Here is a 12,001-nt window from a genome sequence, read left to right as displayed (position 1 = left end):
GAGCAAAAGCGGTCAGAAACGCGCGGCAGATTGGCCGTGTTGACTCTTTTTTCCGTCAGATCGACAATCACATAATGCAAACCGACGAAACAGACGAAGCCCTGATCGCCGCCCTGGCCGAGAACGCGCGGTTGCCCGTGGCCACGCTGGCGCGGCGGCTGGGCCTCGCGCGCACCACCGTGCAGGCGCGGCTTGACCGGCTGGAAACCAGCGGCGTGATCGCGGGCTATACCCTGCGCCGGGGCCGCGCGGCCCAGCCGATGATCCGCGCCACCGCGCTCATCTCGATCGAACCGCGCCGCCAGCCCGATGTGCTGGGGCGGCTCAAATCCCTGCCCGCGGTGGTCGAGGTGCACACCACCACCGGCCGGTTCGACCTGATCGCCACGCTGGTCGCCACCACCACCGAGGAGCTGGACGAAGCCCTCGACCGCATTTCCGAGGCGCGCGGCGTGCTCGGCTCGGAAAGCCTCATTCACCTCTCCACCAAGCTCGACCGGCGGCGCTAGGCACATTCAGGCTTTACAGGCTGGGCGCGTCTTCGGCACGCTGACAGGCACCAGACCGGAGATTCTGCCATGCCCGCCGCCCTGACGCTCGATGCCGGACACCTGCCGCAACCGCTGATCGAGCAGTACTGGCGCGATGGCTTCCTCTTCCCCATCCAGGCGATCCCGGCCGAAACCGCCCTGTCCTGGCGGGCAGAACTGGAACGGATCGAGCGCGACTGGCTTGCCGCCGACCTGCCCCACCCGATCAACACCTACAAGCGGATGCTGTCGAACGTGGTGATGACGCTCTCAGCGCAGATCTCGGCCGATCCGCGCATCCTCGACGTGGTCGAGGGCCTGATCGGCCCCGATATCATGGTTTTCGGGGCCGAGTATTTCATCAAGGAACCGCAGACCCGCCATATGGTCACCATGCATCAGGATCTCACCTATTGGGGGCTCGGCGCCACCGATCAGATGGTCACCGTCTGGCTGGCACTGTCACCGGCGACGCCGGCCTCGGGCTGCATGGATTTCGTCGCCGGCAGCCACAAGAACCCGATCCTGCCGCACGAGGACAGTTTCGATGAATTCAACCTGCTGTCGCGAGGGCAGGAGGTGGCGGTGGACGTCTCTGATGCTGAAAAGACCGCGATCGAACTGATGCCCGGCCAGATCAGCCTGCATCACGGGCTGACGATCCACGGCTCGGGCCCCAATACCAGCGATGACCGGCGCATTGCCTGCGTCATCCGCTATGTCGCCCCCGGCGTTCTGCCCGACGGGGCCGAAAAGGATTACGCCATGCTGGTGCGCGGCGCCGACCGGACGGGGAATTTCATGAATTTCGCCCCGCCCGCGCGCGATTTCGAACCCGCTGCCCTGGCCCTTTTCGATGAGATCCGCACCCATCAGGCCGCGATCAAGCTCCGCGGCGCCAAGGGCCGCTCATCCGCTTTCGCCTGAGACCGTCTCAGAGCGGGAAGATCGGGTGCAGGTCCAGCGACAACTCGGTCTCGATCGCCTGCGCCACATCGAGGCACACGGCATCGTCCATCTGGTCCCCGACGATCTGAACCCCCAGCGGAATGGGCGAAGCATCCAGCGTGCGCACCGTCGCGCCCGGCAGGCCCAGCACGTTGAGAATATAGAGGAAACGCTGCGCCTTCATGATCTCGGCCAGGGTTTCGGGTTCCTCGATATCCTGGTCGGCGCGGAACGGCGGCTGGCCCGATACCGGCAGGATCAGCGCATCGACATAATCAAACATCCGGCCCCACTCGCGCAGGATGGTCATCCGCTTCGCCTGCGCCTTGATGAACCCGGCCAGGTCAGGCACCGGGTAGATCTCCATATAGCCGTCTATCACGCCGTTCACGGCGTCCGAGCCCATCTTGCGGATCGCGTCCAGCATCATCACCTCGACTTCCGCATTCAGGATCGCGCCCCAGGTCTCGGCGGCGTCCTGCGCCATCGGCGGGGTCACCTCGACCACCTCCATGCCGGCCTGTTTCGCCGCGCCCACCGCGGCCTCGACCGCCTTGGCGACCTCGGGATCGACCAGCCCGTCGCCAAAGACATCCACGCACCAGCCCACGCGCAGCTTGCGCCCCTCGCGACTGCGCCCGCTATCGGGCGCCGCGTTCCACAGCGGATCGTCCGAGGAGCGGCGGCTCAGCACGCCATGCGCCAGCTTGATGTCTCCCACCTCGCGCGCAATCATTCCCTGTACGCTCATCATCTGCAGCATCGCCGGGCGCTCGGCCGGGGCCGAGGGCGCAAAGGCCGGCACGCGCCCGCGCGACGGACGCAGCGTGGCCAGCCCGCAGCAATAGGCCGGGTAACGCAGGCTGCCGCCTAGATCGTTGCCGTGGCCCAGCACCCCCATGCCCGCCGCCACGGCCGAGGACGCGCCCCCCGACGACCCGCCCGAGGTGCGCGACGCATCCCACGGGTTCAGCGTGCGACCATAGATCGGGTTCGAGGTGAAGAAGCGCAGCGAAAATTCCGGCGTCGAGGTGCGGCCGATCACCACCGCCCCGCCATCACGGATGTTCTTGACCACCGGGGCGTCCTGCTCGCACGGGGTGTCGTTCAGCGCCGGGATGCCGTTGGAATTGGGCAGGCCCTCGTAATCGACATTGATCTTGACCGTCACCGGCAGCCCCCAAAGCGGCGGCAGCTCCTGCGGGCGGTTCGCATCCATCGCCTCGGCCTGCTCCATCGCCGCCGCCTCCAGCGGCTCGACCACGGCGCGCAGCCCCGGTTCGCATTTCTCCACCCGGTCCAGATGCGCGCGCGTCACCTCGGCCACTTTCACGTCGCCCCGGGCCAGGGCCTTGGCGGTATGCACCGCGCTCCTGTTGATGATCTCGTCCATCGTCGTCTCCCCGTCGGCTATCGCGGCTCAGCTAACCACGCACATCATGGCGCGTAAACAGAATGTCACATCAGGGCTGGCGAAACGTCGCGGAATCGGGAAATCTGGCGCAAAGACAGGGAGTCGCAAAAATGGACAAGGTCAACTTCACCCAGATGAAGGACGGCACCGAGGAGGAATACGCCTTCCTGCAGGAACACGAGACGGAATATGCCAGCCACACCGCCGACCGGCTGTTGAAGGCGCTGGTCGAACTCGATGAATCGCTCTCGGGCTACCAGGTCACCCGTCTGGGCCATTCGGTGCAATCGGCCACCCGCGCCTGGCGCGACGGCGCCGATATCGACTGGGTGGTGGGCGCGCTTCTGCACGACATCGGCGATATCTACGCACCCTACAATCACGATGAATACGCCGCCGCCATCCTGCGCCCCTTCGTGCGCGAACAGGTGGCCTGGTGCGTGCAGACCCACGCCGATTTCCAGATGCTTTACTACGGCGACAAGGTGCCGGGCGGTAATCCGCACAAGCGCGACCGCCACGCGGGCCACATGTATTTCGACGATTGCGCCGAATTCTGCGAACGCTGGGACCAGGCCAGCTTCGATCCCGACTATGACGACCTGCCGCTCGATTTCTTCGTCCCCATGGTGCGCGAGGTGTTCGACCGCACGCCCTATGACCCGGCGGTTCTGCGCGCGGGCGAACGCGAACCGCTGGTGGTGGACAAGGTGGCCGCAGACCGCGCCTGAAATCGCGCGTAGCCCAAAGGAAGACCCTTGTATTGATCCCGGTCACGGATGGCATCGGCCTTTCGAGCTAGAATGTTTTTGTTTGGTAAAATCTCGTTTCTTTGCGTCCGAAACTCGAGACAGTGGACACCAACCATGAAACTTCCGGCACTCGTGCTTTGCGGGCTTTTTCTGCAACCGCTTCCAACCCTTGCGCAGACCATCACCATCGGCGTTCCCGATGTCTATGACGTTGGCGACTACACGGTCGATGGGGCCACCTTTCAGGGCTTCGACAAGGCTCTGGGCGATGCGCTTTGCGCGCGGGGCGGGCTCACCTGCGCATGGACGGCGATGCCCCACGACACGCTTTTCGACGCCCTGCGGGCGAAAGAGATCGACGTGGTGATGGCCGCCATCCCGGTAAATGCCGATCTGGGCGACGGCATCGAAACCACCGCGCCATATCTCTATCCCGACCCCTTCACCTTTGCCGGGCTGCCGGCCATTCGCCAGGTGTTCGGAAGCGTCAAGAGCGTCGCCGCGCTACGCGATCCGGCGATCGAGGCCTGGAAGAAAACCACCGGCTACAACATCACCTATCACCCGACATTGCAGGAGGCCGTGAAGGCCGTCGAAGCCGGCAGCGCCGATGTTGTCGTGGCCGAAACGGAAAAGCTCCTGCCGATGCTGGCGGCATATGACGGCCCCGTGGTGGCCATCAGGGGCGGCCGGCCCCGCCCCGGCGTGACGATGGCGCTGCATGCCGACAATATCGACCTGCGGTTCACCTTCGAAGACCTGATCTATGACATGAGCCAGGATAGCAGCCTCAACGCCCTGACCGAAAAGTGGTTCGGCATCGACGCCACGCCCTGGTGACGGCCCGATCCGAAACAGGATTTGGCAACCGCGCCGCTCGGGACTAGGCTTCGGCCATGACCGACTGGCGGCATGATGACAGGTTCACCTTCACCGGCCCGCTGCATGGCGGCGGCACGGCCAGCCATGATGTTTACATCAAGGGCAACGGGCCGCCGGTGCTGATCCTGCAGGAACTGCCCGGCATCGGGCCCGAAACCCTGTCGCTCGCCGACCGGCTCGTCGCGCGCGGCTTCCGGGTCTACCTCGCCCATTTCCTCGGACCGTTCGGACGCAAGAGCTATGTCGGTAACACCGCTCGCGTGCTCTGCATCCGGCGCGAGTTCAATATCTTCGCCCGCGGCCGCGAAAGCCCGATCGGCGCCTGGTTCCGCGCGCTGACCGATGACATCGCCCGGCGCGAAGGCGGCGCGCAGCTGGGCGTGGTCGGTATGTGCCTCACGGGCGGATTCGCGCTGGCGCTGATGGCCGAACCGGCGGTGGCCGGCGGCGTGGCCAGCCAGCCCTCGCTGCCCGTTTTCGGCGGCGACGCGCTGCACATAGACGCCGATCAGCTCAACGCCGCGCTTGAGGGTATGGCCGACAAGGGCCCCGGCCTTGCCATGCGCTATCGCGGCGACCGTCTGTCGACCGCGCGCCACATGAAGGCGCTGGAAAGCGCCTTCCGCGACCAGCTTGAAATCGTCGAATACGAAGGCCGCAAGCACGCTCTGCTGACCGTGCATTTCCACGAACCGGCCTACCAGCGGATGGAGGATTACCTCGCGGCTCGCCTTGGGCTTGCCCCCGCGCCCTGATCCGGTTCCTGCAGATGTGACGCAACGGCGCCGCCACCCCGCGCGCGGCGGCGGCGAAGGGTTCTTGTCCCCGCGCGGACCAGCCCGTATGGCTGAACCCGGGGCATCCCCACTCACATTCCAGGTTCGGCGCCGCGCAGATGACCACCACCTCCCCCTCCCACGTCACCGGTTATGCCGCCGCGTGGAGCATCGTCTTCGTCTGGTCGGGCTGGCTGATCGTCAGCCGCATCGCCGAGCAGAGCGGGCTCACGGTCTACGACCTGGCCGCGCTGCGCTATGGCCTCGCCTCACTCGTCGCCGTGCCGCTCTGCCTTTATTACAAACCTTGGCGCGGGCTCAGCCTGACCCAGATCGCGGTCATCACCTTCATCCTCGGCCCGGTCTACATTCTCTGCGTCTTTTCGGGCTTTCTCTATGCTCCCGCCGCCCATGGCGGGATCTTCATGAACGGCGTGCTGCCGCTGATCAGCATCCTGTTCGGGATCGTCCTGTTTCGCTCACCGCCCGGCTTGCGGCAGATGCTCGGGGCAGCGCTGATCCTGGTCTCGACCATCGTTCTGGCCTGGGACGGCACCCAGACCAGCGGCCAGGATGCCTGGATCGGCGACCTGCTGTTCATTGTCGGTGCGCTGTTCTTCGCCACCTATGTCATCCTGACCGAACGCTGGAGCCTGGGCGCCATGCAGGTGATCTTCTGCGGCACGGTGGTCAACGCCGTTCTTTACCTGCCTGTCTGGGCGCTCTGGTTGCCCTCCGGCCTTGCCGAGGCGCCCCTGCAACCGCTGCTCTTGCAGGCCGTCTACCAGGGTTTCGTGCCCAATCTCGTCGGGTTGATCCTCATCGCCCATGCCTCGCGCAACATCGGCAACGCCAATACCTCGTCCATCCTGGCCGCGGTGCCGGGCGTGGGCGGTGTTCTGGGCGCCGCGATCCTCGGCGAAAGCCTCAGCCTGCTCAGCATCACCGCCATTGCCCTGCTGACCGTCGGCCTGCTGACCAGCGTGCGCCGGAGAAAGCCCGCGGTGGTCTGACGGCACCTGCGCTCGGCTTACCTTTGCTCCGTCGCCTCCGGCCCGCGCCCGGGCCGCGCATGCCCGATCAGCCCCATCCGTCGGAACAGCCAGAGCTGAAACGCCACGATCACGCCCAGCACCCCGCACACCGCCCAGAACGCCCAGCCAACCTGTGCCCCCGGAATGCCGCCCACGTTGATGCCCAGCAGGCCGGTGACCAGGCCCAGCGGCAGGAACAGCGCGGCCACCACCGACAAGACCAGCATCTGACGGTTCATCGCCTCTGATCGCATGTCCATGATCTGGTCATGCACCACCTGCGCGCGGTCGCGGATCGCGTCCAGCTCCTCGGCCAGCCGCGTCACCCGTTCCGATGCCTCGCGCAGGCGCGACCGGTCGGGCCCGTGCAGCCACGCGGTTTCCTCGATCTCCAGCGTGGTCAGCGCGTCGCGCTGCGGCGCCATGTATCGGCGCAGCACGATCGCCATGCGCCGCACATCGGCCAGATCGCCGCGCCGCACGTGCCCGGCGCCGTCGATCACCCGGTCTTCCAGTTCGTCGATACGCTCGTTCAGCGCCATCACCACCGGCTCGGTCGCATCCGCCAGCCGCAGCGCGATCCGCGCGATCAACTCGCCGGGGCTCGTCGCCGCGCGCCCGGCCAGGCTCTCGGCGATCACGTCGCGCACCGCGTAAAGCGGCCGGCGCTGCAAGGTGATCACCAGCCTTTCCGACAGGTAGATCCGCAGCGAGACCATGTCCTCGGGCTCGGCCCCGGGGCTCAGGTTGACGCCACGCAGGCTCATCAGGATCGTGTCGTTATGCACCGTGCAGCGCGGCCGGGTCTCCTCCGCGGTCAGTGCCGCCGTTGCCAGCGCATCCAGCCCCGCCCCCCGCACCCAGCCGTCGATCTCCTCGGCCGATCCCGAAAGATGCACCCATGCAAACCCGCTCGCCGGCAGCTCGGGTCGCCCCTGCGCGGGCGCGATCTCGTCGGCGCCGCCACGCCCGTCCAACCGGAATGCCCTGCGATCGGCCATCATTTTCTCCTCTGCCTGCGCGGCAAAAACACCCCTTGCCGCTTTCCCTTTCCGCCCTCATTGGGTAGAGGAACCCGAAACCGAACGCGGATCAAGCAGGACCATTCAAATGGCGATGAAGAAGACATTCGACGCAGCCGAGGCCGAGGGCCGGATCTATGACGCCTGGGACAAGGCCGGCGCCTTCAAGGCCGGCGCCCATGCCAAGCGGGACGAAACCTTCTGCATCATGATCCCGCCGCCGAACGTGACCGGCGCGCTGCACGTGGGCCATGCCTTCAACAACACGCTGCAGGACATCCTTATCCGCTGGCACCGCATGCGCGGCTTCGACACGCTCTGGCAGCCCGGGCAGGACCATGCCGGCATCGCCACCCAGCTGCAGGTCGAAAAGCAGCTGGCCGCCACCCAGCAACCCGGCCGCCGCGACCTGGGCCGCGAGAAATTCCTCGAAAAGGTGTGGGAGTGGAAAGGGGAATATGGCGGCACCATCGTCGAGCAGCTGAAGCGTTTGGGCTGCTCCTGTGACTGGTCGCGCAACGCCTTCACCATGGCCGGGGCCCCGGGTGACCCGCGTACGGGGCATGAAAACAGCCCCGATTTCCACGATGCCGTCATCAAGGTTTTCGTGGACATGTACGAAAAGGGCTACATCTACCGCGGCAAGCGCCTGGTGAACTGGGACCCGCATTTCGAAACGGCGATCTCCGATCTCGAGGTCGAGAATATCGAGACCCCGGGCCACATGTGGCACTTCAAATACCCGCTCGCCGGTGGTGAGACCTACACCTACGTCGAAAAGGACGAGGACGGGAACATCACACTCGAGGAAGAACGCGACTATATCTCGATCGCCACCACCCGGCCCGAAACCATGCTGGGCGACGGCGCCGTCGCCGTCCACCCCTCGGATGAACGCTATGCGCCGATCGTGGGCAAGCTCTGCGAAATCCCGGTGGGCCCCAAGGAGCACCGCCGCCAGATCCCGATCATCACCGATGACTACCCCGATCCCGATTTTGGTTCGGGCGCGGTGAAAATCACCGGCGCGCATGATTTCAACGACTACGCCGTTGCCAAACGCGGCAATATCCCCTGCTACCGCCTGATGGACACGCGCGGGCACATGCGCGCAGATGGCCGCCCCTACGCCGATGAATCCGCCGCCGCGCAGGACTATGCCCGCGGCAAGCCCTTCACCGAAAACGAAATCGACGCCATCAACCTGGTGCCCGACGATCTGCGCGGTCTCGACCGGTTCGAGGCACGCGCGAAAGTGGTCGAACAGATCACCGCCGAGGGCCTTGCCGTCATGACCCGCGCCGATGATCCGCAACTGGGCACCACCGCGCTCAAACCCGGGGCCGAAGGCGCCGAGGAGATCGTGCCGCTGGTCGAGTCGAAACCTATCATGCAGCCCTTCGGCGACCGCTCCCAGGTGGTGATCGAGCCGATGCTGACCGACCAGTGGTTCGTCGATGCCGCCCAGGTCGTCGGCCCCGCGCTCGAGGCCGTGCGCAATGGCGAGACGAAAATCATCCCCGAGTCGGGCGAGAAGACCTATTATCACTGGCTCGAAAACATCGAGCCCTGGTGCATCTCGCGCCAGCTCTGGTGGGGCCACCAGATCCCGGTCTGGTACGGGCTCGACCTGGCCGCGCACGGCTTCAAGGATGATGAAGGCGACGGCGCGCTCGACCTGGTTGAAATGGGTCGCTTCCTCGCCGATCAGCACATGCTGCTGGGCGATGAGCGCCACCATGCCGCCCCCGATTTCGAGCACGTGAAATCCGGCTTCCAGGACGTTCTGGCCGCCCTGCCCACGCCGCTCAACCACGCCCGCATCATCGAGGTCGAGGACCGCCATACCGCGATCCAGCAGATGGCCGAGGGCCTGGCCGAATACGAGGCCACGCAGGACCCCACCAAGCTGGTCTATCCCATCTGGCGCGATGCCGACGTGCTCGACACCTGGTTTTCCTCGGGCCTCTGGCCCATCGGCACGCTGGGCTGGCCCGAGCAGACCGAGGAGTTGAAGAAATACTTCCCCACCGATGTGCTCATCACCGGTTTCGACATCCTGTTCTTCTGGGTGGCGCGGATGATGATGATGCAGCTGGCCGTGGTCGATCAGATCCCCTTCCACACCGTCTACCTGCACCAGCTGGTGCGCGACGAGAAGGGCCAGAAAATGTCGAAGACCCGCGGCAACGTGGTGGATCCGCTGGAAATCGTCGGTGAATACGGCGCCGATGCGCTGCGCTTTACCATGGCGCAGATGGCGGCCATCGGCGGCGTGCTGAAACTCTCGACCGACCGGATCAAGGGCTACCGCAACTTCGGCACCAAGATCTGGAACGCCATCCGCTTCGCCGAGATGAACGGCGTCTACGAGGGCCCGGCGCCCGCGGGCATTCCCACGGCAGAGGCCACGGTGAACAAGTGGATCATCGGCGAAGTCGCCCGCACCCGCGAAACCGTCGATGCGGCGCTCACCGATTACCGCTTCAACGATGCCGCCAACGCGCTTTACGCCTTCACCTGGGGCAAGGTGTGCGACTGGTATCTGGAGTTCTCCAAACCGCTCTTGCAGGGCGAGGACGCCGCGGCGAAGGCCGAAACCCAGGCCACGATGCGCTGGGTGCTCGATCAGTGCCTGATCCTGCTGCACCCGATCATGCCCTTCGTCACCGAAGAGCTCTGGCAGCAGACCGCGAAGCGCGACGATTTCCTGATGCTGACCGACTGGCCCGAGTATGGCGGCGATCTGATCGACCCGGCCGCCGACCGCGAAATGAACTGGGTGATCTCCCTGATCGAGGAGATCCGCTCGGCCCGCGCCCAGATGCACGTGCCCGCTGGTCTGCACCTGCCGATGCTGCAGCGCACGCTCGACGCGGCCGGAAAAACCGCCTGGGCCAACAACGAGGTGATGATCAAACGCCTCGCCCGTATCGACAGCCTGACCGAAATGGCCGATTTCCCCAAGGGCACCGTCACCGTCGCCGTCGAAGGCGGCGAGTTCGGCCTGCCGCTTGCCGACATCATCGATGTCGAAGAGGAAAAGGCCCGTCTGCAAAAGACGCTCGACAAGCTCGCCAAGGAAATCGGCGGGCTTCAGGGGCGGCTCAAGAACCCCAAATTCGCCGAAAACGCCCCCGAAGAGGTGGTCGAGGAAGCCCGCGAAAACCTCCGCGCCCGGCAAGAGGAAGAGGCGACGCTGAAATCGGCGATGCAGCGGCTTGAGGAAATGGGCTGACCAGGCTGGCGGGCAGAAGCCCGCCCTACGCCGAACGCGACCGTAGGCCGGGCTTCAGCCCGGCCTTTTTTCGCGCTATCATGCGCCATGTCCCGCAAACTCCGAGAGCTGACCGAAGCGCAGATCAAAAAGGCCCAGGCCGAGGGCAAGCTTTCGAACCTCGAAGGCGAAGGCAAACCGCTGCCCCATCGCCCCGAAGACGCGCTCACCGATGCGGGCACCGCCATCGGCCACCGCATCATGGCCGAACACGGTGCCCTGCCCGAAGAGTTCAAGCTGAAACGCGAGCTCGACGCCGCGCGCGCCGCGTGGAGCGCGGCGGAGGACGCGGAAGAAAAGAAACGCCTGATGGCCGAGATCGCCCGGCTCGAACTCGCCTACAACATCGCCGTCGAGGCACGCCGAAAGTTCCTCAGGTAACCCGCGCACCGTGCGCGCGATTAACTTAATTTCCGGTTAACAGGGGGCGGCATCGGGGGGTGCACGCATGTCAGCCGGATGTCAGCCGGATATCACCCCCCGATTTTTCGGCGAAAAATCGCGTTAACTTCACCGCGCGCTCAGCCGAAATTCGGCTCCCGTTTCTGCATGTTGGCGGCGATTACCTCCATCTGGTGCGGCTTGCCGATCAGGTCCGCCTGCTCGCGGCTTTCCGCCATCAGCACCGCATCCTCGCCCGCATCGCCTTCGGCCACGGCGATCAGCCGCTTCGCCGCGCGCATCGCGCTCGGGCTCTTTTTTGCAATGGTTGCAGCTAGTTGGACGGCCGCCGCCTGCGGGTCATCACTCAATTCCGTGACAAAGCCCCAGTCCACGCCCTGCGCCGCGCCGACCGGCTCGGCCGTATAGGTCATCCGCCGGATCACGTCGGACCGCATCAGTTGCGGCATGAGAACCATACCGCCCATATCCGGCACCAGCCCCCATTTCATCTCCATCACCGAAAACTGGCACTCGGGATGCGCAATCCGCACATCCGCCCCCAGCGCCAGCTGGAATCCTGCCCCGAAAACAACACCTTGCAGGGCGGCGATCACCGGCACCGGCACCCGCCGCCAGACCATGGCCACCTCCTGAAAGAGGTTGGTATTGCGCCCCTCCAACCGGGGCATCACCACCGCCTCGGGATCACCCGCCGCCAGCATGGCAAAGCTTTGCACGTCAAGGCCCGCGCAAAACGCCCGCCCCTCGCCCGCCAGCACCACCGCGCGCACATCGTCGTTGCCACAAAGCGCCTCGCCCGCGGCCACGATGGCCTCGGCCATCTCCTTGTCGACACCGTTCATCTTGTCGCCCCGCGTCAGCGTGACATGGGCGACGTGATCCTTGATTTCCGTTGAAACGCGGGCCATCGGGCAAACCTCCGTGCTGTTGGACGTCAACTTGCCCGGACGGCGCGCGCGCG

The 12,001-nt window shown here is 65.5% G+C and carries 11 protein-coding genes; 8 read left to right on the top strand and 3 right to left on the bottom strand.

Annotation, left to right across the window (positions count from 1 at the left end; genetic code table 11):
• The first annotated feature begins 74 nt into the window (after positions 1–74).
• A complete protein-coding gene (locus E0501_RS12240; RefSeq protein WP_137701625.1) occupies positions 75–509 on the top strand; it encodes an Lrp/AsnC family transcriptional regulator in 435 nt (144 codons plus the stop codon).
• A 69-nt stretch (positions 510–578) separates the two neighbouring features.
• Positions 579–1,457 (top strand): phytanoyl-CoA dioxygenase family protein, encoded by an 879-nt coding sequence (locus E0501_RS12235; protein WP_137701624.1) that lies wholly within the window; start codon positions 579–581, stop codon positions 1,455–1,457.
• Between the two features lie 7 nt (positions 1,458–1,464).
• On the opposite strand, the gene E0501_RS12230 is transcribed toward E0501_RS12235, so the two are convergent.
• Entirely contained in the window at positions 1,465–2,871 is a 1,407-nt protein-coding gene (locus tag E0501_RS12230) for an amidase (RefSeq protein ID WP_137701623.1), read from the bottom strand.
• 131 nt (positions 2,872–3,002) lie between these two features.
• Between E0501_RS12230 and E0501_RS12225 the strand changes: the two genes are divergently transcribed.
• From E0501_RS12225 to E0501_RS12210, 4 genes are all read left to right on the top strand, one after another.
• A complete protein-coding gene (locus E0501_RS12225; protein WP_137701622.1) occupies positions 3,003–3,623 on the top strand; it encodes an HD domain-containing protein in 621 nt (206 codons plus the stop codon).
• Between the two features lie 135 nt (positions 3,624–3,758).
• The gene (locus tag E0501_RS12220) at positions 3,759–4,484 is read left to right on the top strand and encodes a transporter substrate-binding domain-containing protein (RefSeq protein WP_161594610.1); all 726 of its coding nucleotides are present in this window, start codon (positions 3,759–3,761) and stop codon (positions 4,482–4,484) included.
• A 56-nt stretch (positions 4,485–4,540) separates the two neighbouring features.
• Positions 4,541–5,281, top strand: coding sequence for a dienelactone hydrolase family protein (locus E0501_RS12215; RefSeq protein WP_137701620.1), 741 nt, complete (start codon positions 4,541–4,543; stop codon positions 5,279–5,281).
• A gap of 140 nt (positions 5,282–5,421) precedes the next feature.
• The gene (locus E0501_RS12210; protein ID WP_137701619.1) at positions 5,422–6,315 is read left to right on the top strand and encodes a DMT family transporter; all 894 of its coding nucleotides are present in this window, start codon (positions 5,422–5,424) and stop codon (positions 6,313–6,315) included.
• A 17-nt stretch (positions 6,316–6,332) separates the two neighbouring features.
• Here E0501_RS12210 and E0501_RS12205 read toward each other — a convergent pair whose 3' ends face one another.
• Positions 6,333–7,337: a zinc transporter ZntB gene (locus E0501_RS12205; RefSeq protein WP_137701618.1), complete on the bottom strand. Its 1,005-nt coding sequence runs from the start codon at positions 7,335–7,337 to the stop codon at positions 6,333–6,335.
• Between the two features lie 109 nt (positions 7,338–7,446).
• On the opposite strand from E0501_RS12205, the gene E0501_RS12200 reads away from it, so the two are divergent.
• Together E0501_RS12200 and E0501_RS12195 are read left to right on the top strand one after the other, a co-directional pair.
• Positions 7,447–10,596, top strand: coding sequence for a valine--tRNA ligase (locus E0501_RS12200; RefSeq protein ID WP_137701617.1), 3,150 nt, complete (start codon positions 7,447–7,449; stop codon positions 10,594–10,596).
• An 87-nt stretch (positions 10,597–10,683) separates the two neighbouring features.
• Entirely contained in the window at positions 10,684–11,016 is a 333-nt protein-coding gene (locus tag E0501_RS12195) for a DnaJ family domain-containing protein (RefSeq protein ID WP_137701616.1), read from the top strand.
• Between the two features lie 140 nt (positions 11,017–11,156).
• On the opposite strand, the gene E0501_RS12190 is transcribed toward E0501_RS12195, so the two are convergent.
• A complete protein-coding gene (locus E0501_RS12190; protein ID WP_137701615.1) occupies positions 11,157–11,948 on the bottom strand; it encodes a crotonase/enoyl-CoA hydratase family protein in 792 nt (263 codons plus the stop codon).
• Positions 11,949–12,001 lie beyond the last annotated feature (53 nt).

This window comes from Marimonas lutisalis (assembly GCF_005434965.1).
Taxonomy (GTDB): domain Bacteria; phylum Pseudomonadota; class Alphaproteobacteria; order Rhodobacterales; family Rhodobacteraceae; genus Marimonas_A; species Marimonas_A lutisalis.
The sequence above is the reverse complement of the archived record's forward strand: the minus strand, read 5'-3'. Positions and strand labels throughout refer to the sequence as shown.

What these genes read in the sequence shown, in the direction of transcription:
- E0501_RS12240 (WP_137701625.1), top strand. Translation starts at nt 75, where the DNA reads ATGCAAACCGACGAAACAGACGAAGCCCTGATCGCCGCCCTGGCCGAG.
- E0501_RS12235 (WP_137701624.1), top strand. Translation starts at nt 579, where the DNA reads ATGCCCGCCGCCCTGACGCTCGATGCCGGACACCTGCCGCAACCGCTG.
- E0501_RS12230 (WP_137701623.1), bottom strand. Translation starts at nt 2,871, where the DNA reads ATGGACGAGATCATCAACAGGAGCGCGGTGCATACCGCCAAGGCCCTG.
- E0501_RS12225 (WP_137701622.1), top strand. Translation starts at nt 3,003, where the DNA reads ATGGACAAGGTCAACTTCACCCAGATGAAGGACGGCACCGAGGAGGAA.
- E0501_RS12220 (WP_161594610.1), top strand. Translation starts at nt 3,759, where the DNA reads ATGAAACTTCCGGCACTCGTGCTTTGCGGGCTTTTTCTGCAACCGCTT.
- E0501_RS12215 (WP_137701620.1), top strand. Translation starts at nt 4,541, where the DNA reads ATGACCGACTGGCGGCATGATGACAGGTTCACCTTCACCGGCCCGCTG.
- E0501_RS12210 (WP_137701619.1), top strand. Translation starts at nt 5,422, where the DNA reads ATGACCACCACCTCCCCCTCCCACGTCACCGGTTATGCCGCCGCGTGG.
- E0501_RS12205 (WP_137701618.1), bottom strand. Translation starts at nt 7,337, where the DNA reads ATGGCCGATCGCAGGGCATTCCGGTTGGACGGGCGTGGCGGCGCCGAC.
- E0501_RS12200 (WP_137701617.1), top strand. Translation starts at nt 7,447, where the DNA reads ATGGCGATGAAGAAGACATTCGACGCAGCCGAGGCCGAGGGCCGGATC.
- E0501_RS12195 (WP_137701616.1), top strand. Translation starts at nt 10,684, where the DNA reads ATGTCCCGCAAACTCCGAGAGCTGACCGAAGCGCAGATCAAAAAGGCC.
- E0501_RS12190 (WP_137701615.1), bottom strand. Translation starts at nt 11,948, where the DNA reads ATGGCCCGCGTTTCAACGGAAATCAAGGATCACGTCGCCCATGTCACG.